The organism is Solwaraspora sp. WMMD406, assembly GCF_029626025.1.
Lineage (GTDB): Bacteria > Actinomycetota > Actinomycetes > Mycobacteriales > Micromonosporaceae > Micromonospora_E.
The window spans coordinates 1,989,349-2,015,762 of record NZ_JARUBF010000001.1; the positions used below are offsets into that span (position 1 = coordinate 1,989,349).

Genomic DNA, 26,414 nt, shown 5'->3' on the forward strand with positions numbered 1-26,414 from the left:
TGCCAAGACCGGCGGTGACTCAGTCGGCGGCCAGCAGCGGGCGGTAGAACGCGGCGAGGTCGTCGCGCAGTCCGGCGACCGTGTAGCGGTCCCGGATCGCCTCGGCGCCTGCGGCCGCCCGCTTGGCCATCGATTCCGGCTCATCGCGGTAGCTCGCGCATGCCTGCTCGACGGCGCGGGCGTACGCCAACAGGTCGCCGTCGGGCACCGGGGAGCAGTACGCCGGGTCGAAGAATTCCCGCCCGGCCAGCCCCGGGTAGCCGACGACGTACGCCCCGCACGCCATCGCCTCGGCCGGTGGCATGCCGAAGCCTTCCCGGTCGCTGAAGCTGAGGAAGATCGCGCACTGCCGCATGATCTCGGCGGTCTGCTGCTCGGTCCGCCCGGCGATCAGGGTGATCTCCCAGTCCCGCAGGACGCCCCGGGACCGCAGGATGTGCAGCAGCTGGTCGCGTTCGGCCGCCCGGCGGTGCCCGACGTAGGCGATCCGCCGGGCCCGGGGCCAGCCACCGGGCGCGAACACCTCGGGGTCGACGACGTTGCGGGTCAGCCGTACCGGGATCTCGGGGAAGGCGTAGCGCAGCAGGTCGACGTTGTCGTCCGAGACGGCGAGCAGGGCGGTCATGCCGGGCAGTCCGGCGTACGGGGCTCCCGGCGTGGTGTCGGGGTACGGGATGTGGTCGAAGGTGTCGTAGGCGCGCTGGTTGAACACGACGATCCGGGGGCCGGCCGGAAGCTGGGCCAGCCCGGGGCCGTACCACTCGGGAACGACGAGGATGTCGGCCGGTGAGAGCGTGGCCTCGGCGGCCGGCACCACCGGTGTCTGGTTGGTGAACCAGGTGCAGCGGAAACCGGGCTCGCTGTGCATGACCACCGCCGGGATGCCCAGCTCGGCCAGCAGGTCGACGTGCCGGTAGATGACCCGGACCCCGCCGCTGGGGTGCGGGTTGTCCGGTGCCAGGTAGTAGACCCGGCCGGGGCCGGTGGTCGCCGTCGTGACCTGGAACTGCGGGATCTGCCGTCGGCGGACTTCGGCGGCGGCCAGGCGGGCGTGGACGAAATCGCGGGCCTGGCCCTTGAACCGGTTGATCACCTGAGCTCCGCAAGGCCGTACGAGGGGGACTGCGGTTGATCGTAGCGGGTGGGGCCGGTGCCGATCGGCCACTGTCGGTTGCCGGACATGGCCCGCCGCTATACGTACAGTGAACAATAAAGCGGACAAAACGTCGTACTGGTCGCTGTTAGCATCGACCAGCGCAACCTGTCGCGACATGATCACTCACAGTTCGAAAGGCATCCATGGCCGCCACCACCCGACCATCGGCTCGCCGCATCGCCATCATCGCCCTGGTGGTAGTGGCCAGTGTGCTCGTCGCGCTGACCGCCGTACGGCTGATCGTCGACGCCGCCCGTGGCCCCGCCGCCGCCCGGATCGCGCCCGGTGCGGTCGCCACCGCCGGTGGCGCGGGCGCGACGCTGCGCCCGGTCGACGGTGGTCCCGACTACTACGACCGGTTCTCACCCTCGCCACCGACCGGGCCCGAGTTCTTCCCGATCGCGGTCTGGCTGGAAAGCGTCACCGATCCGGCGGACACCGCCAAGGACCGCGAGATCGGACTCAACACCTACCTCGAAATGACCGGCACCACCAACCTCGACCTGGTCCGCGCCGCCGGCATGCGGACCATCACCAGCCCGATCGGCGAACACGGCGACGAAACCGTCGGATGGTTGATCTCCGACGAGGCGGACATGTGGGCCGGCCCCGGCGACGACCCGTGGACCGGCAACTTCCCCGGCCAGGGCGACATCTGCCAACCAGCCGACGGGCGCTGCGGCTACCGCGTCCAACAGGGCGTCCTCGGCCGCCTCCCCGCCGACGACCGGCTGCGGATGGCCAACTACGGCAAGGGCGTCGCCTTCTGGCAGAGCGACGCGGAAGCCGCCCGGTTCGTCAACGAGTTCGCCGACGTCGTCTCGGTGGACACCTACTGGTTCACCGACGGCGGGATCTGCGGACACAGCGAAGGCGGCCGGTTCTTCGACCCCGACCAACTGGTCACCGTCGACGGTGCCGAGCGGCTGCCCGCGGAACTGTGCCGCCAGGCCGCCAACTACGGCCGGACCGTCGACCGGGTCCGGTCGCTGGTGTCACCGCCGGGCAGCAAACCAGTGTGGAGCTTCGTCGAGGTCGGCCGGCCGTTCACCGAGGAGCACTATCCGACGATCAAACCGGAGGAAGTCGTCGCCGCCGTCTGGAGCAGCCTCATCCACGGCGCCCGGGGCATCGTCTACTTCAACCACAGCTTCAGCGGTCCCTGCCAGAGCCAACACGCGCTCCGCGAACAGTGCTACGCCCCGGTCCGGGCGGCGGTCGCCGACCTCAACGAGCGGATCACCCGACTCGCCCCGGTGCTCAACGCGCCGTACGCCGACGGGGTGACCACCGTCTCCGCCGGCGTCGACGTCGCCACCAAATGGCACGACGGCCACTTCTACCTGATCGCCGGATCCGGCGGCGGCAGCGTCGCCGAAGCCACCTTCTCCCTGCCCTGCGTCGGTGACGCCCGGATCACCGTGCTCGACGAGGACCGGACGCTGCTCGTCGAGGACGGCAGGTTCACCGACTCTTTCATCGACGGCAACGCCGTCCACGTCTACCGGGTCGACGGCGGCTCCAGCTGCGGCGCGTACTAGTGTCCTGCGCCGCAGGGCCTAGCTGTTGAGCTCGGCCAGCGCCGCGCGCCGCAGCGCGAACGGCGTACGGGACTTCGCGGAGATCATCACCGCCACGTCGGACGGCGTGATCGCGTCGAGAAACCCGGTGATCGACGTGGCGTCCAACGGAGTCTCGTCCCAGTACGCGTGACACAACGTGTCCTCGGAGGTGAAGCTCCGCGCGGCCGGGCCGCCCAGCACCTCGTCGACGAACACGCCGTACAGGGTCCACTCGGAGAAGTGCAGCTGGGCGCCGACCACGTCCGCCCACCGGCGGCCGGTCACCGACTCGATCCGGGCCAACAACGCGCGTACCACCACCGGATCCCAGGCCAGCAGCGACGAGACGTAGTCCGGGTACGGCGGCGGCTGCTGCGCCAGGCCGAGCAGCGTACGGGCCACCTCGTGCCACCGGACGTGCCGGGGCAGCCGCTGATCGACCTCGTCCGGCTTGCGGTAGAAGCGGACCACGCCGTCGCGCCGGAACGTCTCCGCCGAGAAAGGCCGGACGAACTCGATGTCCGAATCGACCAGCACGACCACGTCGGCCTCGATCCGGGCGGCGGCGGCCAGCTTGATCACCTGCTGGAGTATCCAGCCCCGCAGCGGCGGAAACGGTCGGCGCAGGTTCACCGAGTACTTGGTCCCCGGCACCGGGCGCACCGAGCCGGGCAGGAACTCGGCTTCGTCGTGTAGCACCGTCCGGTCGCCGCGCAGCTCGGCGAAGCGGGACAGATCCGCGCGCGGCACGATGATGTGGTGCCGCACCGAGTCGGGGGAGTGGGCGAGCACCGAGCGGTGCAGTGCCGCGCACAGGTCGAAATCCGGGCCGAAGCTCGGCGTGATCACGGCCAGCTCACTCATCAGAGTCTCCAAAGGTAGGCGTAGGCGTCACCGGACCACCGCCGGTGACCACGCGTCGTGCACCAGCACCCGCGGCGTACCGGAGCCGTCGGCCGGCACCCGCCACACGTCGCTGGTCGCCGCCCCACCGCCGGCGCGGGGCAGCCCGTAGATCACGGTGTCGTCGTCGAGCCACTCGACCTGGTCGTCCACGCTGCGCGTCTCGGCCAGCAGGGTCTCCGAACCGGTCGTCAGGTCGTAGACCGCCAGCCGCCACCGACCCGGCGGCAGGTCGCCACGCTTCTTGAACACGACCCTGGTCCGGTCCGGTGACAGCGACGGACATTCGGCGTCGACCCGCAACGTGTCGACCCGGCGGGCGGCGATGCTCCCCTGGACCAGCCAGGTCCGGCCACCGGAGGCGGCCGTCGCGTAGAACCGGTCGTCGTCGGCGAAGGTCACCCCCCACAGGTTCTTGTCGATCGCGGTGAGCAGCCCGCCGTCGACGTAGAGCGGGAACTCCTCGATGTCGCCGACCACCGCACCGCCGGTGCGGCTGATCACCGTACGAGTGGAGAACTCGCCCGGATTGGCGTACGAGTCGCCGGAGACGAACGACGTGGTCGCCGCCAGGCTCCCGTCGCCGGACAGCCGGGCCCGCGACGGGATCCCGGTGAGCGGCAGATCCCGCTCCGGGGCGAACGCGGCGTCCAGCAACCGCGCCCGGTAGACGGTGAGCAGGCCACGCTCGGCGGACAGGCAGATGGTCTGCGACCGTGTGGCGTACACCCGCTCGCAGGACGTGTCGGTCAGCACCCGGGGACCGTCGGGGTCGGACAGCGGAGTCATCGCCACCTTGCCGTGGCCGACGCCGAGCGCGGTGGAGCGGAACACCAGATGCGGCGCGGCGCGGACCGTAGCGAAGTCCTCGCGGGTCGGCACCGGGGTCACGTCCGCCTGCACCTGGGCCTGCGACTGGCGCACGTGCCACACGTATCCGCCGGCGCCGAACACCGACAGCAGCACCACGGCCACCAGGATCACCAGTCGGGCCCGCAACCCGGTCACGACGCACCGCCCGTCGACGGCGGGCCGGCGTCGGCTGACGGTGCCGGCTCGGCGTCGCCCGCCGACGTCGCGTCCGCGTCGGCTGACGGTGCCGTGTCGACGTGGCGCAGCAACCACCAGGCGAACGGCACCCCGGCGGCCAACGCGACCGCGAACACCGCCACCGCCGTCGTCGAACCCGCGACACTCCACAACAGACCAAACGCGACCGACGACGCGAACCTGGTCAGCACCACCATCGTCTGCGCGGCGGCGATGCCACTGCCCCGGGCGGCAGCCGGTACCAGCCTGGCGACCAGCGCCGGTAACACCCCGTCGGTGGCCGCGTAGAAGACCCCGAGCAGCAGCAAGACCGTGACCGTCAACCACCACCCGCCAGCCGGAGCGGCCGCCAGCAGATAACAGGCGAGCAGCGCACCGTGCCCGGCGACCATCACCCGGGCCCGGCCGACCCGGTCGGCGAGGCGCCCCAACGGAACGGCCAGCGCCAGGTACGCCACGTTGCTGCCGACGAACAACAACGGAAAGTACGACGCGGCGAAGTCGTCGCGGTCCTGCAACGTCAGATAGAGGAACCCGTCGCCGACGGTCACCAGACCGAGCAGGCCGGCGGCGAGCAGCGGCCGACGCAGCCGGGCCCCGGTCACCTCAGCGACCATCCGCTGTACGCCGAGCCGGGCCGCGCCCACCGCGGTCGGCAGGTTCGGCACGAACAGCACCAGCACCGCCAGCCCCACCACGGCGAACGCGAACGACACCAGAAACACCGAGTCGTAGCTACCCGGAACCGTGGCCAGCAGGGCGAACGCGACCAGCGGGCCGAGCGCGGCACCGAACGTGTCCAACGCCCGGTGCACCCCGAACGCCCGACCGAGCATGGCCGGGTCCGACGAGGCGGCGATCAGCGCGTCCCGGGGCGCGGTCCGCAGCCCCTTGCCCAGCCGATCCATGGTGATCACCGCGGTGATCGCGGCGAACCCCTGCACCGGCACCAGCGCGATCCGGCTCAGTGCCGACGCCCCGTAGCCGGCCACCGCCACCCACTTCGGCCGCCCACCCCGGTCCCCGGCGTACCCGCCGGCGATCCGGACCAGCGCGGAGACGCCCTGATACACGCCGTCCACGAAGCCGTACGCCACCGGGCTCAGCCCGACCACCGCCGTCAGGTACAGCGGCAACACCGACGCCACCATCTCCGAGGAGACGTCGGTGAGCAAGCTGACCGTACCGAGCAGCAGGACGGTGCCCGACACCCGCCGCCCGACGTGGCGACCCGGCGAAGCCGAGTCCACACCGGGGCGATCGCGCAGCGTGACGTACACCGGTCCGGCTCGCTCAGCCCGCCAGCGCGGCGGCCAGCACCTCGACGACCCGGTCCTGCTGCGCGGCGGTCAACTGCGGGTAGATCGGCACCGACAGCAGCTCCGGGGCGGTCGACTCGGCGTGCGGGAACGACCCGGCCGGGTAACCCAGGTCGGCGAAGGCCGGCGTCAGGTGCACCGGCACCGGGTAGTGGATGCCGGCCCCGATCCCGGCCGTGTTCAACGCGGCGACGACGGCGTCCCGGCGGGCCGCCCCGCCCGGCACCCGTACGCAGTAGATGTGCCAGACGTGCACGTTGCCGTCCGCCGTCACCGGTCGGACCACGTCGAGGTCGGCCAGCAGCTCGTCGTACCGGGCGGCGATCGCCCGGCGCCGGGCGTTGCCGTCGGCCAACCGGGCCAGCTTGGCCCGCAGCACCACCGCCTGCAGCCCGTCGAGGCGGCTGTTGAAGCCGAGCACCTCGTGGACGTACTTGCGGGCGCTGCCATGCGCCGACATCAGGCGGATGTCGGCGGCGAGCCCGGCGTCGGCGGTGACCACCGCCCCGGCGTCGCCGTACGCGCCGAGGTTCTTGCCCGGGTAGAAGCTGGTCGCGGCGATCCCGTCCGCACCGGCGCTCACGCCGTGCCGGGTGGCCCCCTGGCACTGCGCGGCGTCCTCGACGATCGCGACGTCCCGCCCGGTGCCGCCGGCCAGCCCGGCGAGGCCGGCGCGCAGCCGCTGCACGTCGGCCAGCTGCCCGTACAGGTGCACCGGGGCGATCGCCCGGGTCGCCGGGGTGACGGCGGCCAGCGCCGCGTCCACATCGATCAGGTACGTCGCCGGGTCGCAGTCGACCAGTACCACCCGGGCACCGGCCCGGGCGACCGCCTCGGCGGTGGCGATGAACGTGTTCGCCGGCAGGATCACCTCGCTGCCCGGACCGACGCCGACCGCCCGCAACGCCAGTTCGAGCGCGTCGGTGCCGTTGGCCACCCCGACGCAGTGCGGTACCCCGCTGAACGCCGCGTACTCGGCCTCGAAGGCGGCGACCTCCGCGCCGCCGATGAAGGCGGTGTCGGCGATGACCCGCTTGAAACCGGCGTCGACCTCCTCGGCCACCTCGGCATGGGCGGCGGCCAGATCGACCAGGGGGATGCTGTTCACGGACGACTCCTCGACTGCGACTACGGCTTTCGACTCCACCTGCGGCCCGGCCGGCTGACCGGCCGGGCGCAGGAACCGGGCCGGAGCGCCGACCCACACTTCGCCAGCGGGTACGTCCCGCAGCGCCACCGACCCCATGCCCAGCTGTGACCAGGCACCGACGCTGACACCGTCGCGCAGCAACGCGCCCGCCCCGACGTAGACGCCGTCGCCGAGCCGTACCCCACCGCCCAGCCGCACCCCGGAGGCGATCGTGGCATACGGACCGATCACGTTGTCGTGGGTCAGCACCACCTGCGGCATCACCGCCACGTGCGCGCCGACGGACACCTCAGCGGTCAGGTCCACCCCGGCCAGCAGCACACTGCCTTCCCCGACGACGCATCCGACGCCGACCCGGGCGCTCGGGTGCACGATGGTGGCGTACCGCTGCGGGGGCAGGCCGAACCGTTCGACCAGCCGCTGCCGCGACCGGTAGTTGCGGGGGTTGCCGACGCAGACCACCACGGCCGCGTCGGCCAGTTCGCCGACCAGGTCGGTGCCGCCGATCACCGGGACGTCGACCCGCCGGGTGCCGTGCAGCGCCGGGTCGTCGTCGAGGAAGCCGCGCAGCCGCCAGGTCGGCGACACCGCGTTGATCGCCGCGACGGCGGCGGCGGTCTCCCGGGCGAACCCGCCGGCGCCGACGATGACCAGGTCTCTCATCGGCCGGCCAGTTTGCGCAGCACCGCCACGATGTGGTCCTGGTCGGCCTCGGTGAGCGCGTGGTGCAGCGGCAGGATCAGCGAATCGCGGGTCAGCCGCTCGGTCACCGGCAGCGGGGCCGGTGTGACGTGCGCGTACGCCGGTTCCAGGTGGGCGGCCATGATGCCGCGCCGCGCGGACACCCCGGCGGCGGACAACTCGGTGAGCACCTCGTCGCGGCTGACCCCGTACTCCGGGTCGATGCGCACCCAGAACGACTGGAAGTTCGTCTCGCCGTACGCCGGGTCGACCACCGGGACCAGCCCGTCGATCCCGGCGAGCAGCTCGTGGTAGCGGGCGGCGAGCGCCCGCCGGCCGGCGATCAGTCCGGGCAGCCGGCCGACCTGGACCAAGCCGACAGCGGCCTGGATGTCGGTCATCCGGTAGTTGAAGGCGGTTTCCAGGTACGCCTCCAGCACCGGTTGGGTGCTGGCGTGCCGGTCGGCAGCGGAGACGTTCATGCCGTGTTCGCGCAGCCGGCGCAGCCGGACCGCGCCGTCGGCGTCGTCGAGGGTCAGCATGCCGCCCTCGCCGGTGGTGATCACCTTGCGGGGGTGGAACGACCAGGCGGAGATCGCCGCGCCGGCACCGACCGGCCGACCGTACGCGCGGGAACCGGCCGCGCAGGCGGCGTCCTCGATCAGCGGTACGCCCCAGCCCGCGGCCGCCGCGCGCAGCGCGACCGTGTCGAACGGCATGCCGCCCTGGTGGACCGCGATCACCGCCCGGGTACGCGGCGTGCGAACCGCCTCGATCGTCTCGACGGTCAGGTTGCCGGTGGCCAGGTCGACGTCGGCGAAGACCGGCTCGGCACCGGCGTGCCGGACCGCGTTGGCGGTGGCGATGAACGACAGCGACGGTACGACGACCTCGTCGCCGGGTCCGACGCCGTGCAGCACCAACGCCAGGTGCAGCGCGGTGGTGCAGGAGCTGACCGCCACCCCGTGGTCCGCGCCGACGGCGGTGGCGAACTCGCGTTCGAACTGCGCCACCCGGGGGCCCTGGGCCACCCAGCCGGAGCGGATCGCCGCAGCGGCGGCCTGCTCCTCCTCCTCGCCGAGCATCGGCAGCATCACCTGGATACGGCGGGTGGATTCGCTCATGCCGGCTGGCTCCAGTTCTTGGTCTGCATCCGCTCCAGCGCGCCGGGCTGCTCGCGCAGCAGCCGCTGGAAGTATTCGAGGGTGTGGCCGATACCCTCGGCCAGTGACACCCGGGGTGCGAAGTCGATGGTCTTGCGCAGCTTGGAGGTGTCCACCCACAGCCGGGGCACGTCTGCCGGGCGGGGTTCCTCGAAGACCGGGCTCAGGTCGGTGCGGCCGACCGCCGCCAGTACCGTCTCGGCCAGCAAGCCGATGGTCAGCTCCTCGCCGTAGCCGAGGTTGACCACCTCGCCGACCAGCTCGGTCGACTCCGCCACCCGGGCCAGCGTCTCGACGCAGTCCTTGACGTACAGGAAGTCGCGGGTGACGCCGCCGTCGCCGAAGACCACCGGCGGCTGTCCGGCCAGGGCGCGCAGGAGGAAGCGGGGGATCACCTCGCCGGAGTCGCCCTCGAAGTGCGAACGCGGCCCGTAGTTGTTGAACGGCCGGACGCAGACCACCGGCAGCCCCCAGCACTCCAGGTACGAGCGGGCGTAGTGTTCGCCGGCCAGTTTGCTGCTGCCGTACACGGTCAACGGCCAGGGGGTGGTCTCCTCGGTGATCGGGAACTCCAGCGCCCGGCCGTAGATCTCCGAGGTCGACACGTACAGCAGTCGGGACACCCGCGCGGCCCGCGCCGCCTCCAGCACGTTGAGTGTTCCGAGCGCGTTGACCTGGTGGTTCTCCACCGGGCTGTGCAGCGAGTGGCGCACCCCCAGGCAGGCCAGGTGGAACACCACGTCGACGCCGGCCATCGCGTCGACGCAGGTCTGCGGGTCGCGGATGTCGCCCTCGATCACCCGCATCGATTCCGTGCCGGGGAAGTCGAGGTTGTCCCGGGTGCCGTTGCGGAAGTTGTCCAGCACCACGACCCGCGCCCCGAGCGAGACGAGGTGTTCGGCCAGGTGCGAGCCGATGAACCCGGCGCCGCCGGTCACCAGGACGGTGGAGGTGCTCAGGTCGACGGCGGGCGCGGCCGGTCCGGTGGGCGTCGTCATGCCGGGCTCTCCTCGTCCAGCGGGATCATCGTGCCGCCGGCGGCGAGGCTGCGGGTGGCGGCTTCCAGGATGGCCAGCACCCGCAGGCCGGAACGACCGTCGGTCAGGGCGGGGGTGCCGGTACGGATGGCGCGGGCGTACTCCTCGACCATGGTGCGCAACGCTTCCCGTTCGGTCAGCGCCGGGGCCACCATGTCGCCGGAACGGTACGACACCAGCATGTCGCGCCGTGCCTCGGTGCCGAGCTCGTCCGGGGCGGCGACGTCCACGCCCCGGTCGAACAGGGCGAGCCGTTGGCTGGGGTTGAGATCGTCCCAGACCAGGGTCCGCTTCGACCCGCCGACGATCGTGGTGCGGATCTTGACGGGGGAGAGCCAGTTGACGTGTACGTGGGCGATCGCCCCGCTGCTCAGCCGCAGCGTGAGATAGGCCACGCAGGCGCGGCCGGCGCCGATGCCGTCGGCGCCGTGCGCGGCGACCGCCACCGGGCGTACCCCCGGGGGCAGGATGAAGTCGAGGATCGACAGGTCGTGCGGGGCGAGGTCCCAGATCACGTCGATGTCGCGCTGCACCAAGCCCAGGTTGATCCGTACCGAGTCGAGGTAGTGCAGCTCACCGAGCTCACCGGCGTGCAGCATCTCGCGGATCCGCAGCACCGCCGGGGTGTAGCAGTAGGTGTGGTCGCACATCAACGTCAGACCACGCCGCTCGGCCTCGGCGACCAGGGTGGCGCCGTCGGCGTGGTTGGCGGCGAGCGGCTTCTCGACCAGCACGTGCTTGCCGGCCCGCAGCGCGGCGGACGCGACGTCGAGGTGGGTGCCGGCGGGGGTGGCGATCGCCACGGCCCGCACCGCGTCGTCGGCGAGCACCCGCGCCAGGTCGTCTGTGGCGCCGATCGTGGAGTAGTCGCCAAGGACCGTACGGGCCCGGCCGAGATCGAGGTCACAGAGCCAGCGCAGCCGGAACGCCGGGCTGGACATGAAGTTGCGGACCAGGTTGGGGCCCCAGTAGCCGGCGCCGATGACGGCTACGCCGATGGGCTCGTCCGGCATGGCAGGCGGATGAGTCACGGATGTCCATTTCGTTGGGGGGGCATGCTGACCCGGACACGGCCGGGAGACCCGGGCCACCGAAGGGCGCGAGCGCAGCCCACCGGCGGGCCCGGCGGAGAGGGTCCGTCGGCGAAGCTACCGAGCGTTGCCGTCCCGACGCTAGCGCTGTGACGTAAACCCGGCACAACCGCGCGGCCACGAGGTACCTTCGGTGACCCGGGTCCGCCTGTCGGCCAGTGCCGGCCCGGAGAGTCGGCCGCCTTCCGCTCGGATCCTCGGGCCGTGCCGGGGTGCCGGGTCAGCTTCCCGACAACGGCGGCGACGGAGAACACCTACCGTGTGCGCCGCACCTTCGGCAGCTCTGACAGACTGCCGGTGACCAGGGAGGATCACTGTTGATGGCCGCCACCACACCAGACCGGGACGCCGCCGGCGCCGGCTCAAGGTCACACCCGGGCGTCGCTGTCGCCGGTTCCGCCGACGTGGCCGACGCGGCACGCATCGGTGCCGGCACCCGGGTCTGGCACCTGGCCCAGATCCGCGAGGACGCGACCGTGGGCCGCGACTGCATCATCGGCCGGGGGGCGTACGTCGGACCGGGGGTCCGCCTGGGTGACAACGTGAAACTGCAGAACCACGCATTGGTCTACGAGCCGGCGCAGCTCGACGACGGGGTGTTCGTCGGCCCGGCGGCAGTGCTCACCAACGACGAGTACCCCCGCGCCGTCACCCCGGACGGGCGGTTGAAGACCGGCGACGACTGGACGGCGGTCGGGGTGACGATCGGCACCGGCGCCGCGATCGGTGCCCGCGCGGTCTGCGTCGCGCCGGTACGGATCGGCCGCTGGGCGACGGTCGCCGCCGGTGCCGTGGTCACCCGGGACGTGCCGGACTTCGGCCTGGTGGTCGGCGTACCGGCCCGCCGGGTCGGTTGGGTCGGACGGGCCGGCGTCCCGCTGGTCGCCGACGGTGACGGCCGGTACGTCTGCCCGCGTACCGGCACCAGCTACCAGGAACGCGACGGCCGACTCGTCGAGGACGCCGCGCCGGACTGACCCACCCAACCCCCCGCCCGGTGATCGTCGCGCCCCGGTGATCGTCGCGCCCCGGCGGCGAACGCAGCTGTCAGGCGTGGGTACGCCGGTCCCGCTTGCTGGCACCGGCGGCCACCTTTTCGGCGGTCTCGTCGACCGACACCGCCTCGGCCGGGACCGAGTCCACCGACACCGCGTCGGCCGGCACCTCCGCGTCGGCCGGCGCCGGTGTCGTCGCCTCGTCCCGGGACAGCTCGGCCTGTTCCCGTTCGGCCTCGGCGGGTGGCGTGGCCATGGTGGCGGTCGTCGCCGCTGCGGCGGGCGTCGGCAACGCCGTCGTGTCCTGCTGTCCGGCCAGCCGTTGCTGTTCGGTGGCCAGTTCCGCCTGGACCGCCGCGAGCGTACGGCGGGCCTCGTCCGACTCCTGACGGGTGAGCACCATCTGATGCCGCAGGTCAGCCAGGGCCTGCTGGGCCTCGGCGACCTCCTGCAACACCTCGGTGAGCTGCTGCCCGGCGGCCACCACCTCACGTTGGGCCGAAGCGACCTGCTGCTGGCTGCTGGCGAGTTGCCGCTGGGCGATCGCCGCGTGTTCCTCGGAGAGCCGCCGGACGCTGGCCGCGTGGTCGTCCGCGCCGCCCCGCGTGCTCAGCGCGTACGCCTCGGCCTGCTGGCGGATGGTGACCGCCTGCTCCTCCGCGCGGGCCCGGACATGCGTGGCGTACTCCTCGGCCTCGCCGCGCTGGTTGGCGATGATCTCCTGCGCGGTGGCGCGCCACTGCTCGACCTCCTGCTCGGCGGTGGCGCGCAGGTCGGCGATCTCCCGCAGCGCGGTGTCCCGCCGCTCGGCCACCTCCTGCTCCACGGCGTCGCGCAGCGCCGTGGTCTCCTGCTCGGCCGCGTTGCGCAGGGCTGTGGTCTCCTGTTCGACCGTGCTGCGTTGGTCGGCCAGTTCCCGCTCGACCTGGCTACGCAGAACGGTGAGTTCCTGATCGAGCTGCGACCGGGTCTCGGCGACGAACGCCTCGGTTTCGGCGTGGGTGCGGTTGACGTACTCGGTGGCCTGCTCGACTGCCTGGGCCGCCTCCCGCTTGGCGGCGGCGGCCTCCGACTCGCCCTCGGTACGGATCCGTTCTGCGTCCTGCCGGGCGGCGGCCACCGCTGCCGTGGCGGCGTCGCGGAGGTTCGTCGCCTCGTCCTGCGCGGCGGTCACCGTCCGGCTGGCCTCCATCCGTGCCTGGGTGACCAGACGCTCCGCCTCGGCCCGGGCGTCGCCCACCATCCGGTCGGCCGACTCCTGTGCCGCCCGGACCGTCTCGGCGGCCTGCTCCTGTGCGGTGGTGACGGTGTCGCGGGCCTCCCGCTGTGCCGCGTTGACCGTCTCGGTCGCCTCCCGCTGGGCGGCGTGGATCGTGTCGTTCGCCTGCTGCTGGGCCGCCCCGAGCACCCGATCGGCTTCCTCCCGAGCGGCGACCAGGGCGGCTTCCGCTGCCGCCCGCAGGTTCTCGGCCTCGTCGCGGGCGGTGGCCACGGTCGCCTCCGCCTCGGCGCGGCGGGCCGCGTTCGCCTTGTCCTCCTCGGCGCGGCGGGCGGCGAGCGCCAGTTCGAAGTCCCGGATCGCGGTGTCCGCCTGTTGCCGGGCGTCGGCGAGAACCTGCTCGGCCTCGGCCCGCCGGGTGTCGATCTCCTCGGCCGCCGTGGTCCGGATATCTTCGGCCTGGTCCTCGGCGAGCGCCAGAATCTGCTCCACCCGTGGTCCCAGATGCCGGAACGAGACCTGGTCGAGGAAGCTGGCCTCGCGCCGCGACTCGGTCAATTCGGCCTGTAACTGCTCGATCTGGGCCGCCAGCGTGTGCAGTTGGACGTATGCCTGCTCACGTTCCGCGCCGAGCGTCGCCAGCTCGTTCTCGGTGCGGGCGATGTATCGATCCACCTGGCGTTTGTCGTACCCGCGCAGGGCCAGTTCGAAGTTGGGCCCGGAGGTGGCGTCCCCGCCAAGTGTGAAGAGTTCTTCGCCTTGCGCCATGGCTCCATCCTCACACGCACCGACCCGTTGCGGGGCGATACCCACGCTCCTGACAGGACGCGCGTCACTTCGGAGGAATTGTCAGGTGTGAACCATTCGACGGTGGGTAGGCCGGAACAGCAGCCAGGCGGCCGGACCCCGATTCCGCCTGTCCTACCGTACGCATCCCTGCCGTACGCATCCCTGCCGTACGCATCCCTGCCGTACGCATGCCGAAGACCGCGCCGGGATGCGACGCGGCCTTCGGTGCGACTCGATGCCGGTGCCGGCGTCAGCTCGCCGGTAGTCTCGGCGTCAGCTCGCCGGTATCAGCGTCAGCTCGACGAGCCCGCGCCGACCCGATCGGTGCTCTCGCCCGACTCGGCACCCTTCTTGGCGTCCCCGCCGCCGCTGGGCACCCCCGGCACGATGCCGGCCAGCCCGGAGAGCATCTGGCCGAGCTGCGCGGTGACCGCGTCCTTCTGCCGGGTGAGGTCCTCGACCTCGCGGCGGGCCGCCTGGGTGGTCAGCTCCGCTTCGGTGCGGGCCTCGGTGAGCAGACGGTTCGCTTCGGCGCGGGCCTCGCTGAGCGTCTTGTCCGACAGCGCCTTGGCCTTCTCCACCGTCTCCTGGGCGGAGCGCTCGGACTCGACCCGACGGGCTTCGGCGCGCTGCTCGATCTCCTTGGACCGTTCCTCGGCGGCGCGGGCGCGCCCTTCCGCCTCGGCGACCAGCCGCTGGGTCTGGGCGACCTGCGCGGCGTGGCGCTCCGACTCTTCCCGCTCGGCCTTCTCCCGGCGTTCGGCCAGCTGCAGTTCCAGCGCCTGCAGGTCCTTGTCGCGCTTGTCCCGGGCGTCGGTGAGCAGCTTGGTCGCCTCGGCGCGCTTCTCCTCGGCCTCGCGGGCCGCCTTGGCCCGTAGCTGGGTGATCTCCCGTTCGGCGGTGGCCCGCAGCGTCGCCACCTCACGCTCGACCGTCGACTTGAGCTCGGCGACCTCGTGGGCGGTGACCGCGCGCAGCTGCTTGGTCTCCCGTTCGGCGTCGGCCCGCAGCGTGTCGGCCTCGCGCCGAGCCTGCACCCGTACCTCGGCGGCCTCCCGTTCCGCCGCCGTGCGCACGCTGCCCGCCTCGCGCTCGGCGCCGGCCTTCATCGCGGCGGCCTCCGCGCGGGCCTTGTCGGTGATCTCCCGTGCCTCCAGCCGCGCGGCGGACAGGATCCCCTCGGACTCCCGCTTCGCCTCGCCCCGGTGGTCATTGGCCTGTTCCTCGGCGAGCCGCAGGATCTGCTCGACCCGGGTGCCCAGTCCGGACAGGGTCGGCCGGTTGTTTTCCTCGAGCTGCTTGTTGGTGTCGGTGAGCTTCTGCTCAAGAGCGTTGAGGCGCTGCTCGGCTTGGCGGAGCCGACGCTGCGCGTCGTTCATCCGCTGCTCGGCCTCAGCGCGAGCCTGCTCCGACTGGGTGAGGGCGGCTACCAACCGCTGCAGGTGGTCATCCACCTGGTTGCGGTCGTAGCCACGGAGCACGACGGTGAAGTCGTGCGGAGCGCTGGCGTTATCGAAGAACGCAAGGGAGGACTGCTGCTGGGGCATTGGGACATAGTGGCAGACACACCAGGGGGCTTCGCAAGAGCGGACGAGCCACGTCCACGATAGCCGACATGGTCATCTTCTCCGGCCATCCGGTGACCGATATACCAATGGTAGGCGTTGTGTATACGCAACGGAGTTGACTGGTGACCGTGGATGGTCCGACCGCCTGTGGATCGATCGCCATCAGATAGACGTCGTCGCAGCTCGCTGCGGGTTTGCCACCGGTCGGCGCCGATCGTGCGGGTCATCCGGTAGCCGCCGAGCGCTTCAGTCGGTGGCCGACTCCACCGGTGCGGCGGCCGGTTGCACCAGTTCGACCAGCACCCCGCCGGCGTCCTTCGGATGCACGAAATTGATCCGGGACCCGGCGGTGCCCGGTCGGGGCGCGTCGTAGAGCAGCCGTACGCCCCGCTCGCGCAACGCGACGCACGCCGCGTCGATGTCCGACACGGTGTACGCCACCTGCTGCACCCCGGGGCCCGCGCGGTCGAGGAACTTCGCGATCGTCGACTCCGGGGTCAACGGGGCCAGCAGTTGCACGGATCCGCCGTCCGGGGTCGGGCCGACCGACAACATCGCCTCGCGTACGCCCTGCTCGTGATTGATCTCGGTGTGTACGCACCGCATGCCGAAGGTCCTGGCGTAGAACTCGACGGCGGTGTCGAGGTCGGGCACGGCTATGCCGACGTGATCGATCCGGAGCAGGCCGATGTCTGTGACATAGTCCGCGGCGGTCTCGGTGGGAACGGCTTCCGACATGGCGTTATTGTTGCCGAACCATCGTTAAGTTGTCGCCGGTAACCCGGCCTTGTCCCACGACGTGGAGGCGAAACCCCGTGACCTCGGTGATCGTCAGCGGTGCGCGCACCCCGATGGGCCGGCTGCTCGGCAACCTCAAGGACTTCCCGGCCACCGCGCTGGGCTCGGTGGCCATCTCCGCCGCCCTGCGGCGCGGCGGCGTCGACCCCGATCAGGTCCAGTACGTGATCATGGGGCAGGTGCTGCAGGCCGGAGCGGGGCAGATCCCGGCCCGACAGGCCGCCGTCGGCGCCGGCGTCCCGATGAGCGTACCCGCGCTGACCATCAACAAGGTGTGCCTTTCCGGACTGGACGCGATCGCCCTGGCCGACCAGCTCATCCGGGCCGGTGAGTTCGACGTGGTGGTGGCGGGCGGGATGGAGTCCATGACCAACGCCCCCCATCTGCTGCGCGGTCAGCGGGCCGGCTACAAGTACGGCGACGTCGTGGTCGCCGATCACATGGCGCTCGACGGCCTCACCGACGCCTGGGACTGCTGCGCGATGGGTGAGTCCACCGAACGGCACGGGGTCCGGCACGGCATCACCCGCGCCGAGCAGGACGCCTTCGCCGCCACCAGCCACCAACGGGCCGCCGCCGCCCAGAAGAACGGGATCTTCGCCGAGGAGATCACCCCGGTCGAGGTGCCGCAGCGCAAGGGAGACCCGGTGCGGCTCGTCGACGACGAAGGGATCCGACCGGACACGACGGTCGAGTCGCTGGCCCGGCTGCGTCCCGCGTTCGCCCCGGACGGCACCATCACCGCGGGCAGCTCCTCGCCGATCTCCGACGGAGCCTGCGCCGTCGTCGTGATGAGCAGGAGCCGGGCCGAATCGCTCGGGCTGGACTGGATCGCCGAGATCGGAGCACACGGCAACGTCGCCGGCCCGGACAACTCATTGCACTCCCAGCCGTCCAACGCCATCCGGCACGCCCTGGACAAGGCCGGAATGACCGTCGCCGACCTGGACCTGATCGAGATCAACGAGGCGTTCGCCGCGGTCGGCATTCAGTCCATGCGCGATCTGGGGGCCAGCCCGGACATCGTCAACGTCAACGGCGGTGCGATCGCACTCGGCCACCCGATCGGCATGTCCGGCGCCCGGCTCGCGCTGACACTCGCCCTGGAACTGCGCCGCCGTGGCGGCGGCGTCGGTGCCGCCGCGCTCTGCGGCGGTGGCGGTCAGGGCGACGCGCTGATCCTGCGGGTTCCCGCAGCGGCATGACCCGGGCCGAGCCGGGCATCGGGCCGTCGCGCCGACGTCACCACGACGTCCCGCACCTGGTCCGCCGCGCCCGCGACGGCGATCCCCGATCGGTGGCCCGCCTGATCACCCTGGTCGAGTCGGGTGACGAGCCGGCACTGGCCGCCGTCGCCGCCGAACTCGCCCCGCACACCGGCCACGCCCGGGTGATCGGGCTGACCGGGGCACCCGGTGTCGGAAAGTCGACCACCACCAGCGAACTGATCCGGGTACTCCGCGAACAGGACCGCCGGGTGGGGGTGCTGGCGGTGGACCCGTCCAGCCCGTTCACCGGTGGGGCGATCCTCGGCGACCGGGTCCGGATGCAGGAACACGCCACCGACCCCGGGGTCTACATCCGGTCGATGTCCAGCCGGGGACACCTCGGTGGTCTGGCCGCGGCGACCCCGGCCGCCGTACGGGTGCTCGACGCGGCCGGCTGCGACGTGGTGCTGATCGAAACGGTCGGAGTCGGCCAGGCCGAGGTGGAGATCACCGGACTGGCCGACACCACCGTGGTGCTGCTGGCACCGGGCATGGGCGACGCCATCCAGGCGGTGAAGGCCGGCATCCTGGAGATCGCCGACGTGTTCGTGGTCAACAAGGCCGACCGCGACGGAGCCGACGCCACGGTTCGGGACATCCTGGGCATGATCGGTCTCGGGCGGACCGGCCCGCAGTGGTGGCGCCCGCCCGTGGTCCGGGCGATAGCCGCCCAGGGCGAGGGGATCATCGACGTCGCCGCCGCGATCGACCGCCACCACGACTGGCTGGTCAGCCGGGACGAGTTGACGGCCCGCCGGGTGCGCCGGATCGCCGCCGAGGTCGAGGCGATCGCGTTGGGCACGCTGCGCGCCAGGATGAGTTCACTGCGCGACGGTACGCGGCTGGCCGAGTTGGCCGCCCGGGTACTCGACGGCCGACTCGATCCGTACGCCGCCGCCGGACGGCTGCTCACCGACCTGGCCCCGGCGGAGCCCGGCTCGGCCCCGGCGGAGCCCGGCCCGGCCCCGGAAAAGCGCGGTGGGACGTCCGACGGGCACGGGACACCGCGTCGAGGCGGAGCCGGTTAGGGTCGGCGGGTGGACACCACCCCCGATCCGTTGACCGTCCAGTTGGACGACGTCACCCTCGGCTATCACGACAGCGAGCCAGTGCTCCGTACCCTTTCGGCGACGGTCCGCTCGGGCCAACTGCTCGCGGTGACCGGCCCCTCCGGTGCCGGCAAGACGACCCTGCTGTCCGCGCTGGCCGGCTCCCTGCGGCCACAGGCAGGGACGGTCTCGGTCGACGGGGAACCGCTGCGCGACCGGGACCACGCCGTGTCCCGCAAGGTGGTCCTGGTCCCGCAGGACAACGGGCTGGCGGCGGTGCTCACCGCCGGTGAGAACGTGCAGGTGGCGCTGATCGCGGCCGGGTTGAGCCCGGTCGACGCCCGGCGCGCGAGTATGGCCGCGCTGGAACGGCTGGGTCTCGCCGGCCAGTCCGATCAGCTGGTCGAGGAGCTTTCCGGTGGCCAGCAGCAGCGGACCGCGTTGGCCCGTGCCCTGGCGCTGCGCGGCGATGTGCTGTTGGCCGACGAGGTGACCAGCGAGCTCGACGCCACCAACCGGCAGCTGGTGTTGGATCTGCTTCGGGCCGAAGCGGACCGGGGCGCGGCCGTGGTCTTCGCCACCCACGATCCGGAGGCCGCCGCCGCCTGTGACGCTGAGCTGCATCTGCTGGACGGCCAGGCGGAGCTGCTGCGGCCGGCGGGATGAAAGCGAGCTTCCCGCCATGCCCGCACCTCGATCATGCCCGCACCTTGATCAGGAGAACAACGCGCTGTAGCCGTTGAGCGCCGGTTGGCCGCCGAGGTGGGCGTAGAGGACCGTGGCGTCGCGGGGGATTTCGCCCCGCGTCACGAGGTCAATCAACCCGGCCATCGACTTGCCCTCGTACACCGGGTCGGTGACCATGCCTTCGGTCCGCGCGGCGAGTCGCATGGCGTTCAGGGTGGCGTCGTCCGGTACGCCGTAGACGCCGCCGTGGTACCGCTCGTCCAGTTCGACGTCGTCGTCGCCGAGTGGACGCCGTACGCCGATCAGCTCGGCTGTCCGCTGGGCGATCCGGGTGACCTGCTCCCGGGTCCGCGCGACCGTGGCCGAGGCGTCGATGCCGAGCACCCGCCGGGGTCGGCCGCCCGCCTCGGCGAGCGCGGCGAACCCGGCGACCATGCCGGCCTGGGTGCTACCGGTCACCGAACACACCACGATCGTGTCGAAGAAGACGTCGAGCTGGCGCTCCTGTTCCGCCAGCTCGTACGCCCAGTTGGCGAAGCCGAGACCACCGAGACGATGGTCGGAGGCCCCGGCCGGGATCGCGTACGGCTTGCCACCGGCGTCGGTGACGTCCCGCAGCGCCTGCTCCCAGCTGCGCCGGAAGCCGATGTCGAAGCCGGCCCGGACCAACCGTACGTCGGCCCCGGCGAGCCGGCTGATCAGGATGTTGCCGACCTTGTCGTAGACCGGGTCCGGCCAGTCGACCCAGCTCTCCTGCACCAGCACGGACGTCAGCCCGGCGTGGGCGGCGACCGCGGCGACCTGCCGGGTGTGGTTGGACTGGACTCCGCCGATCGAGACGAGGGTGTCGTAACCGCCGGCCACCGCGTCGGCCACCAGGTACTCCAGCTTGCGGGTCTTGTTGCCGCCGTACGCGATCCCGGAGTTGCAGTCTTCGCGTTTCGCCCAGATCGCGGCACCACCGAGGTGTCGGGTCAGCCGGTCCAGCCGGTGCACCGGTGACGGGCCGAACAGCAGCGGGTAGCGCGTGAACGAGGCGATCGACATGATGTCCTCCGTACGGTCGGGGGTCAGGTGAGCGCGGTCAGGTGAGCGTCGGGTCGGCGGCGAGGTCCACCAGCGACTGCCAGATCCGCGCCGTGACGTCGGTGGCGCGGGCGGCGTCGCGGGCGGCGCAGGCGTCGATCAGCTGCTCGTGCAGGGTGACTGATCGCGCCGCGCCGGCCGGGCTGAACTGGTGCCGTTCCAACCGCCGGATCAGTGGCGTGTACCGGGCGATGGTCGCGGCGGCGGCCCGGTTGCCGGCCGCGTCGACCAGGACCTGATGCAGGTCGTCGTCGGCGGCCAACGCGGCGTCGAGGTCGCCGGCCGCGCAGGCGGCCGCGAACCGACGATTGGCGGTACGCATCGTGGCCACCTGCGCGTCGTCGAGGGTCGGTACGCCGGTGCGGGCGGCGAGTTCGTGCATCGCCCGTACCACGGCGGCGGCGTCCCGGACCTCGTGCGGCAGCAGTGGGGTGATCCGGGTGTGGCTCTGCGGCTTGCGTTCGACCAGGCACTCGTCGGCGAGCCGGGCGAGGGCGTCGCGTACCGGCGCCTTGGACAGTCCGAGCTGTTCGGCGAGGTCTGCGTCGCGTACGGCGGTGCCGGGTGCGAGGTCGCCGCGCACGACGGCGTCGCGGATCGCCGCGTACGCGCTGTCGCGCAGCAGCGTCCGGGGTACGGGCTTCAACACACTGAAATGTTAGATGTCAACCTGCCTCGGCCGCTAGCGCGAACCTGAACGGCGGTGGATCTAGAAGGATCTGGCCGGTATACCGACCGAAATCCTTCTAGATCGCTGGCAGTGGGACCTCCTCAACCAGGCCAGCCGGCGGCCCGCAACGCGGCGCGTACCTGATCGACGACCTCCTCCGGTCGGGACCGGATCAGAAACGCGGGAAAGCGCAGTATCCGGTCGCCGGCGATCCACACGTCGTTCTGCCGCCTCATATCGGCCGCCCACTCGCGTACGTCCATGTGGTGCGCGCCGTCCACCTCCACCTGCAGCCGCCACTGACGCCAGTACGCGTCGAGATAGCGCAGCCGGCCAGACCGATCGCGTCGCCGCTGCTGCAGGTCCGGCAGGGGCAGCTGGTGACGTCGGCAGAGTCGGATGAAGTCGATCTCGGACAGCGCCGTCGCGCCACCGTCGGCGTCCACGGCGGTGGCGCGAATGAGCTGGCGGCGTCGGGTTCGCTGCATCCGCTCCAGCACGGCGAGTATCTCCGCCGGGGCGACGCGACGCTGTTGACATCCGGCGGCGATGATCGCCCGCGCCTCGTCGTCGGATCGGGCCCAGGCAGCCGCGTCCACCAACGACCGCGCCATGCTGGTGCGCATCGGACGTCCGACCTGACGGTCATCGTCGGGCAGTACACCGGTCCGGTGCACCACCACCGCCGGCATGTCCAGCGGCAGCCGCCGACGCAGGTCCGGGTACTGCTGGTCGCTGTCGACGAGGATCCTGATCGGACCGGAACCAGTGAAGCGCAGCCCTCCCTCGCGGGCTGCGGTCAGCCCGGCCAACAACGCTGTCGGACCGGCCAGCAGCACCGCCACCCAGAGGGCCTGACCAGCGGTCAACGGACCGTTGTGGGTCAGCACCACGCCGGAACAGATCCGCCGCCACTGGCTGCGGTCGAGCCGGCGGCGCAACCCTGACCGGCCAAGCTGCTCGATGGCCTGCCTCGAGGTGAGGACACCGGACTGCTCGAACACGAGCCAGTCAAGATCATTGCTAGCGGGGCCAGGCAGGCTCCGGGGCGGCCACATCCGTCGAGTGTCGCCGGCAGCGTCAACCCGACCGGCGGCGCTGCCAGGTGCTGGCGGCGTCCCCTCAGAACGTGTGCGAATTCAGAACCGGGTGCGACGTCGCATCAGTCGCCGCTCGCCCTCACAGCTGAGGGGCCACCTCGGCGGCGACGAGTTCCAGATGGTCCAGGTCAGCCAGGTCCAGCACCTGCAGGTAAATCCGTTCGGCACCGATCTCGGCGTACCGACCGATCTTGTCCACCACCTCGGCCGGCGTGCCGGCCAGGCCGTTGGCGCGCAGCTCATCGGGCTTGCGGCCGATCACCGCCGCCCGGCGCGCCACCTCGGCGTCGTCGCGGCCACAGCACACGATCAACGCGTTGGACAGCCGCAGGCTGTCCGGGTTACGGCCGCCCTTGGCGCAGGCCGCGCGGACCTGTTCGAACAGCCGGGCCGACTCCTCGATCCCCACGAACGGGGCGTTGAACTCGTCGGCGTAGCGGGCGGTCAGCTGCGGCGTGCGCTTGCGTCCCGTGCCGCCGAGCAGCACCGGCGGGCGGGGTCGCTGCACCGGCTTGGGCAGCGCCGGCGAACCGGCCACCTGGTAGTACATGCCCGGGTAGTCGAAGGTTCCGCCGGCCGGCGTCTCCCAGAGCCCGGTGATGATCGCCAGCTGCTCCGCCAGACGGTCGAATCGCTCGCCCACCGGCGGGAACGGGATGCCGTACGCGGTGTGCTCCGCCTCGTACCAGCCGGCGCCTACGCCGAACTCGACCCGGCCGCCGCTCATCTCGTCCACCTGCGCCACGGCGATCGCCAGCGGTCCCGGGAGCCGGAACGTCGCCGCGCTCATCAGCGTGCCCAACCGGATCCGGCTGGTGTCGCGGGCCAGGCCGGCCAACGTGGTCCACGCGTCGGTCGGGCCGGGGAGCCCGTCCGCGTCACCCATCACCAGGTAGTGGTCGGACCGGAAGAACGCGTCGTAGCCGGCGGCTTCGGCGCAGCGCGCCACCGCGAGAAGCTGCTGGTAGCTGGCGCCCTGCTGGGGTTCGGTGAAGATCCGCAAGTCCACGCCGTCGAGCATATGCCCGGTCCGGCCGCTTTCGTCGGTCGGTCGGTAGCGGGTCGGTTCGCCTCGGCCGGGTCGGTGGCCGAGACCGGCGAACGGATCCACCAGCGGTTGCGCGCGGAGCGGATCGACGCGGTAATCGACGACCGGGCGGAACGGGCCGGGGTGAAGTTCCGCGACGGCGAGCTGGTCGGCGTCCCGCTGCGGGTGCCGGTGGAGCAGGTGGTCGATCATGTCCGCGTGGCGATTCGGCGCGACGATCTCACCCAGTGGGCTTAGCCATCGTTCAGGGAGCCCTCTAGACTCGGAATCGCCGTACGACGAGGAGGCCCCGATGGACGCCGAACAGATCGCCGCCGGCCGTGCCCGCTGGCAGGCCCGCTACGACGCCGCCGCCAAGCGGGACGCCGACTTCACGACGCTGTCCGGCGCACCCGTCGAACCGGTCTACGGCCCGCCCGACGGGGTCGACCACCCTGGCTTCGAACGGATCGGCTGGCCGGGGGAGTACCCGTACACCCGGGGGTTGTATCCGACCGGCTACCGGGGGCGGACCTGGACGATCCGGCAGTTCGCCGGCTTCGGCAACGCCCGGCAGACCAACGAGCGGTACAAGATGATTCTCGGCGCCGGCGGCGGCGGACTGTCGGTCGCCTTCGACATGCCGACACTGATGGGCCGCGACTCCGACGACCCGCAGTCACTCGGCGAGGTCGGCCACTGCGGCGTGGCGATCGACTCCGCCGCCGACATGGACGTGCTCTTCGACGGCATCGACCTGGCGGCGGTCACCACGTCGATGACCATCTCCGGGCCGGCGGTGCCGGTGTTCTGCATGTACCTGGTCGCCGCCGAACGTCAGGGCGCCGATCTGGCCACTCTGGACGGCACACTGCAGACCGACATCTTCAAGGAGTACATCGCGCAGAAGGAATGGCTCTTCGCCCCCGAGCCGCATCTGCGCCTGATCGGCGACCTGATGGAGTTCTGCGCCGAGCGGATCCCGCGCTACAAGCCGCTGTCGGTCTCCGGCTACCACATCCGCGAGGCCGGCTCCACCGCCGCGCAGGAGCTGGCCTACACCCTGGCCGACGGCTTCGGCTACGTCGAGCTGGGACTCTCCCGTAACCTGGACGTCAACCGGTTCGCCCCCGGGCTGAGCTTCTTCTTCGACGCGCACGTCGACTTCTTCGAGGAGATCGCCAAGTTCCGGGCCGCCCGGCGGATCTGGGCCCGCTGGCTGCGCGACGTCTACGGCGCCACCGACGAACGGGCCCAGTGGCTGCGGTTCCACACCCAGACCGCCGGGGTGTCGCTGACCGCGCAGCAGCCGGTCAACAACGTGGTACGGACGGCGGTCGAAGCGCTCGCCGCCGTGCTCGGCGGCACCAACTCGTTGCACACCAACGCCCTCGACGAGACCCTGGCGCTGCCCACCGACGCCTCCGCCGAGATCGCCCTGCGGACCCAGCAGGTGCTGATGGACGAGACCGGGGTGGCCAACGTCGCCGACCCGCTCGGCGGCTCCTGGTACGTCGAGGCGCTCACCGACCGGATCGAGGCCGAGGCGGAGGAGATCTTCGCCCGCGTCCGTCAGCTCGGCGGCGACGGTCCGCACCGGATCGGGCCGATGACCTCCGGCATTCTGCGCGGGATCGAGGACGGCTGGTTCACCGGGCAGATCGCCGAGGCGGCGTTCGCCTACCAGCAGGCGGTGGAGGACGGCAGCAAGAAGATCGTCGGTGTCAACTGTCACACCGGTACGGTCGCCAAGGAACTGGAGATCCTGCGCATCTCGCACGAGGTGGAGGTCGAGCAGTGCCGGTTGCTGGCCGCCCGCAAAGCCGGCCGCGACGACGCGCTGGTCCGCCGGCGCCTCGCCGAGCTGGTCGCGGTGGCCCGCAGCGACGACAACCTGGTGCCGGCGATGCTCGACGCGGTCCGGGCCGAGGCGACCCTCGGGGAGATCTGCGACGCGCTGCGCGGCGAGTGGGGCGTCTACCGGGAGCCGCCCCGCTTCTGATGTCCCTGGTGTCCGGCTGTCCGACGTGACGGGGGACAGCGGGTGCCGACGATCCATGGTACGCAGTACGCCGTGACGGGACTTGCGGTGAGCTGTCGGCGGGTGGTGCAGATCTATCGGGGCGAGGCCGGTGACGTGGTCGCGCTCTCCGGGGTCGATCTGACCATCAACCCCGGCGAGATGCTGGCTTTGGTGGGCCCCTCCGGTTCCGGCAAGTCGACACTGGTGGCGCTGCTCGCCGGGCTGATGCGTCCGTCCGCCGGGCGGGTCAGCGTCGGCACATACGACCTGGGCAAGCTCTCCGACCGGGAGATCTCCCGGATGCGGGGTACCCAGATCGGGGTGGTGCTGCAGGGCGCGGCGCGCAACCTGTTGCCGTACGCGACGTTGCGGCGCAACGTGTGGCTGGCGCAGCGGCGGGCCGCCGCCACCGCCGGTATCGATCTGGACGACCCGGACCGCATCCTCGACCTGGTCGGGCTGCCGGGCCAGGGTGGGGCGCGGATCGCCGACCTGACCCCCGGTGCCCGGCAGCGGGCGGCGCTCGCGGTCGGTGTCGCCGCCTCGCCCGGACTGCTGCTGGTCGACGAACCGACCAGCCAACTCGACACCCGGGGCCGCGACGAGGTGCTGGACGCGTTGGAGACCGTCAACGCCGAGCGGGATACCACGATCGTGGTGGTCACCCACGACGCCGCCGTCGGTGCCCGGCTCGGCCGGGCGGTGACCATCCGCGACGGTCGGGTCGGCGCCGAGGGGCGCGACGGCGAGGACTTCGCGGTGGTGGCCGGCGACGGTACGGTGCAGCTGCCGCCCGAGGTCCTCGGCGACTTCCCGCCCGGCACGCTGCTGCGGGTGGCCCAGGTGGACGGTGCGGTGACCCTGGTCGTCGGCGGTGAGGCCGCCCCGCCCGGCGAACTGCCCGGGGGCGTGGCCCCGCCCGGCGAACTGCCCGGGGGTGTGGCCCCGCCCGGCGAACTGCCCGGGGGCGTGGCCCCGCCCGGCCCGCTGTCCGGCGGCGTCAACAACGCCACCGTGGACTGA

General features: G+C 71.8%; 22 protein-coding genes and 1 pseudogene. 8 read left to right on the forward strand and 15 right to left on the reverse strand.

Features of this window, described 5'->3' with window-relative positions:
* Positions 1-19: 19 nt before the first annotated feature.
* Complete coding sequence (locus O7632_RS09160) at positions 20-1,093, reverse strand: glycosyltransferase (RefSeq protein WP_278113111.1); 1,074 nt, start codon at positions 1,091-1,093, stop codon at positions 20-22.
* A gap of 206 nt (positions 1,094-1,299) precedes the next feature.
* Here O7632_RS09160 and O7632_RS09165 point away from each other — a divergent pair, with 206 nt between their 5' ends.
* The gene (locus O7632_RS09165; RefSeq protein ID WP_278113114.1) at positions 1,300-2,697 is read left to right on the forward strand and encodes a hypothetical protein; all 1,398 of its coding nucleotides are present in this window, start codon (positions 1,300-1,302) and stop codon (positions 2,695-2,697) included.
* Between the two features lie 18 nt (positions 2,698-2,715).
* On the opposite strand, the gene O7632_RS09170 is transcribed toward O7632_RS09165, so the two are convergent.
* Genes O7632_RS09170 through O7632_RS09200 form a run of 7 tightly spaced genes read right to left on the reverse strand, consistent with a single transcriptional unit; the run spans position 2,716 to position 11,034 of the window.
* Positions 2,716-3,582 (reverse strand): DUF6492 family protein, encoded by an 867-nt coding sequence (locus O7632_RS09170; RefSeq protein WP_278113117.1) that lies wholly within the window; start codon positions 3,580-3,582, stop codon positions 2,716-2,718.
* 27 nt (positions 3,583-3,609) lie between these two features.
* Positions 3,610-4,629 carry a hypothetical protein gene (locus O7632_RS09175; RefSeq protein ID WP_278113118.1) on the reverse strand — a complete coding sequence of 340 codons (1,020 nt, stop codon included), beginning with the start codon at positions 4,627-4,629 and terminating at the stop codon, positions 3,610-3,612.
* Entirely contained in the window at positions 4,626-5,951 is a 1,326-nt protein-coding gene (locus O7632_RS09180) for an MFS transporter (protein ID WP_278113120.1), read from the reverse strand. Before O7632_RS09180 ends, O7632_RS09175 begins: the two co-directional genes overlap by 4 nt.
* Before the next feature lie 13 nt (positions 5,952-5,964).
* Positions 5,965-7,803: a NeuD/PglB/VioB family sugar acetyltransferase gene (locus tag O7632_RS09185; RefSeq protein ID WP_278113122.1), complete on the reverse strand. Its 1,839-nt coding sequence runs from the start codon at positions 7,801-7,803 to the stop codon at positions 5,965-5,967.
* The gene (locus tag O7632_RS09190; protein ID WP_278113124.1) at positions 7,800-8,945 is read right to left on the reverse strand and encodes a DegT/DnrJ/EryC1/StrS family aminotransferase; all 1,146 of its coding nucleotides are present in this window, start codon (positions 8,943-8,945) and stop codon (positions 7,800-7,802) included. The genes O7632_RS09185 and O7632_RS09190 overlap by 4 nt, the downstream gene beginning before the upstream one ends.
* A complete protein-coding gene (locus tag O7632_RS09195; RefSeq protein ID WP_278113126.1) occupies positions 8,942-9,982 on the reverse strand; it encodes an SDR family NAD(P)-dependent oxidoreductase in 1,041 nt (346 codons plus the stop codon). Before O7632_RS09195 ends, O7632_RS09190 begins: the two co-directional genes overlap by 4 nt.
* Complete coding sequence (locus tag O7632_RS09200; protein ID WP_278113128.1) at positions 9,979-11,034, reverse strand: Gfo/Idh/MocA family oxidoreductase; 1,056 nt, start codon at positions 11,032-11,034, stop codon at positions 9,979-9,981. The genes O7632_RS09195 and O7632_RS09200 overlap by 4 nt, the downstream gene beginning before the upstream one ends.
* Before the next feature lie 398 nt (positions 11,035-11,432).
* Here O7632_RS09200 and O7632_RS09205 point away from each other — a divergent pair, with 398 nt between their 5' ends.
* Entirely contained in the window at positions 11,433-12,089 is a 657-nt protein-coding gene (locus O7632_RS09205; RefSeq protein WP_278113130.1) for an acyltransferase, read from the forward strand.
* Between the two features lie 70 nt (positions 12,090-12,159).
* On the opposite strand, the gene O7632_RS09210 is transcribed toward O7632_RS09205, so the two are convergent.
* From O7632_RS09210 to mce, 3 genes are all read right to left on the reverse strand, one after another.
* Complete coding sequence (locus O7632_RS09210; RefSeq protein WP_278113131.1) at positions 12,160-14,094, reverse strand: hypothetical protein; 1,935 nt, start codon at positions 14,092-14,094, stop codon at positions 12,160-12,162.
* 314 nt (positions 14,095-14,408) lie between these two features.
* Positions 14,409-15,662, reverse strand: a complete 1,254-nt coding sequence (locus O7632_RS09215) for a DivIVA domain-containing protein (RefSeq protein WP_278113133.1) — start codon at positions 15,660-15,662, stop codon at positions 14,409-14,411.
* 267 nt (positions 15,663-15,929) lie between these two features.
* Positions 15,930-16,421 (reverse strand): methylmalonyl-CoA epimerase, encoded by a 492-nt coding sequence (gene mce, locus O7632_RS09220; RefSeq protein ID WP_278113134.1) that lies wholly within the window; start codon positions 16,419-16,421, stop codon positions 15,930-15,932.
* Positions 16,422-16,498: 77 nt separating this feature from the next.
* Between mce and O7632_RS09225 the strand changes: the two genes are divergently transcribed.
* The 3 genes and pseudogenes from O7632_RS09225 (at position 16,499) to O7632_RS09235 (ending at position 19,464) form a co-directional block, all read left to right on the forward strand.
* On the forward strand, positions 16,499-17,686 hold the full coding sequence (locus O7632_RS09225) for an acetyl-CoA C-acetyltransferase (protein WP_278113135.1): 1,188 nt from the start codon (positions 16,499-16,501) through the stop codon (positions 17,684-17,686).
* Positions 17,683-18,672: pseudogene (meaB, locus tag O7632_RS09230) on the forward strand (methylmalonyl Co-A mutase-associated GTPase MeaB); the annotation flags it as partial. The gene O7632_RS09225 and the pseudogene meaB, both read left to right, overlap by 4 nt.
* Before the next feature lie 135 nt (positions 18,673-18,807).
* Positions 18,808-19,464 (forward strand): ATP-binding cassette domain-containing protein, encoded by a 657-nt coding sequence (locus O7632_RS09235; RefSeq protein WP_278119943.1) that lies wholly within the window; start codon positions 18,808-18,810, stop codon positions 19,462-19,464.
* A 48-nt stretch (positions 19,465-19,512) separates the two neighbouring features.
* Here O7632_RS09235 and O7632_RS09240 read toward each other — a convergent pair whose 3' ends face one another.
* The 4 genes from O7632_RS09240 to O7632_RS09255 all read right to left on the reverse strand — a co-directional run bounded on the left by O7632_RS09240 (position 19,513) and on the right by O7632_RS09255 (position 23,350).
* Positions 19,513-20,532: a 1-aminocyclopropane-1-carboxylate deaminase gene (locus tag O7632_RS09240; protein WP_278113137.1), complete on the reverse strand. Its 1,020-nt coding sequence runs from the start codon at positions 20,530-20,532 to the stop codon at positions 19,513-19,515.
* 37 nt (positions 20,533-20,569) lie between these two features.
* A complete protein-coding gene (locus O7632_RS09245) occupies positions 20,570-21,220 on the reverse strand; it encodes a GntR family transcriptional regulator (RefSeq protein WP_278113138.1) in 651 nt (216 codons plus the stop codon).
* 122 nt (positions 21,221-21,342) lie between these two features.
* Positions 21,343-22,245, reverse strand: a complete 903-nt coding sequence (locus tag O7632_RS09250; protein WP_278113140.1) for a DUF559 domain-containing protein — start codon at positions 22,243-22,245, stop codon at positions 21,343-21,345.
* Positions 22,246-22,420: 175 nt separating this feature from the next.
* Complete coding sequence (locus tag O7632_RS09255) at positions 22,421-23,350, reverse strand: LLM class F420-dependent oxidoreductase (protein ID WP_278113142.1); 930 nt, start codon at positions 23,348-23,350, stop codon at positions 22,421-22,423.
* 12 nt (positions 23,351-23,362) lie between these two features.
* On the opposite strand from O7632_RS09255, the gene O7632_RS09260 reads away from it, so the two are divergent.
* The 3 genes from O7632_RS09260 (at position 23,363) to O7632_RS09270 (ending at position 26,414) form a co-directional block, all read left to right on the forward strand.
* Positions 23,363-23,626: a His/Gly/Thr/Pro-type tRNA ligase C-terminal domain-containing protein gene (locus O7632_RS09260; RefSeq protein ID WP_278113144.1), complete on the forward strand. Its 264-nt coding sequence runs from the start codon at positions 23,363-23,365 to the stop codon at positions 23,624-23,626.
* 55 nt (positions 23,627-23,681) lie between these two features.
* On the forward strand, positions 23,682-25,370 hold the full coding sequence (locus O7632_RS09265; protein ID WP_278113146.1) for a methylmalonyl-CoA mutase family protein: 1,689 nt from the start codon (positions 23,682-23,684) through the stop codon (positions 25,368-25,370).
* A 72-nt stretch (positions 25,371-25,442) separates the two neighbouring features.
* On the forward strand, positions 25,443-26,414 hold the full coding sequence (locus tag O7632_RS09270) for an ATP-binding cassette domain-containing protein (RefSeq protein ID WP_278113149.1): 972 nt from the start codon (positions 25,443-25,445) through the stop codon (positions 26,412-26,414).

Bases quoted from the DNA above. Each gene is read 5' to 3' on its own strand.
- O7632_RS09165 (WP_278113114.1), top strand. From the start codon at position 1,300: ATGGCCGCCACCACCCGACCATCGGCTCGCCGCATCGCCATCATCGCC.
- O7632_RS09170 (WP_278113117.1), bottom strand. From the start codon at position 3,582: ATGAGTGAGCTGGCCGTGATCACGCCGAGCTTCGGCCCGGATTTCGAC.
- O7632_RS09185 (WP_278113122.1), bottom strand. From the start codon at position 7,803: ATGAGAGACCTGGTCATCGTCGGCGCCGGCGGGTTCGCCCGGGAGACC.
- O7632_RS09190 (WP_278113124.1), bottom strand. From the start codon at position 8,945: ATGAGCGAATCCACCCGCCGTATCCAGGTGATGCTGCCGATGCTCGGC.
- O7632_RS09195 (WP_278113126.1), bottom strand. From the start codon at position 9,982: ATGACGACGCCCACCGGACCGGCCGCGCCCGCCGTCGACCTGAGCACC.
- O7632_RS09200 (WP_278113128.1), bottom strand. From the start codon at position 11,034: ATGCCGGACGAGCCCATCGGCGTAGCCGTCATCGGCGCCGGCTACTGG.
- O7632_RS09205 (WP_278113130.1), top strand. From the start codon at position 11,433: ATGGCCGCCACCACACCAGACCGGGACGCCGCCGGCGCCGGCTCAAGG.
- O7632_RS09210 (WP_278113131.1), bottom strand. From the start codon at position 14,094: ATGGCGCAAGGCGAAGAACTCTTCACACTTGGCGGGGACGCCACCTCC.
- O7632_RS09215 (WP_278113133.1), bottom strand. From the start codon at position 15,662: ATGCCCCAGCAGCAGTCCTCCCTTGCGTTCTTCGATAACGCCAGCGCT.
- mce (WP_278113134.1), bottom strand. From the start codon at position 16,421: ATGTCGGAAGCCGTTCCCACCGAGACCGCCGCGGACTATGTCACAGAC.
- O7632_RS09240 (WP_278113137.1), bottom strand. From the start codon at position 20,532: ATGTCGATCGCCTCGTTCACGCGCTACCCGCTGCTGTTCGGCCCGTCA.
- O7632_RS09260 (WP_278113144.1), top strand. From the start codon at position 23,363: ATGCCCGGTCCGGCCGCTTTCGTCGGTCGGTCGGTAGCGGGTCGGTTC.
- O7632_RS09265 (WP_278113146.1), top strand. From the start codon at position 23,682: ATGGACGCCGAACAGATCGCCGCCGGCCGTGCCCGCTGGCAGGCCCGC.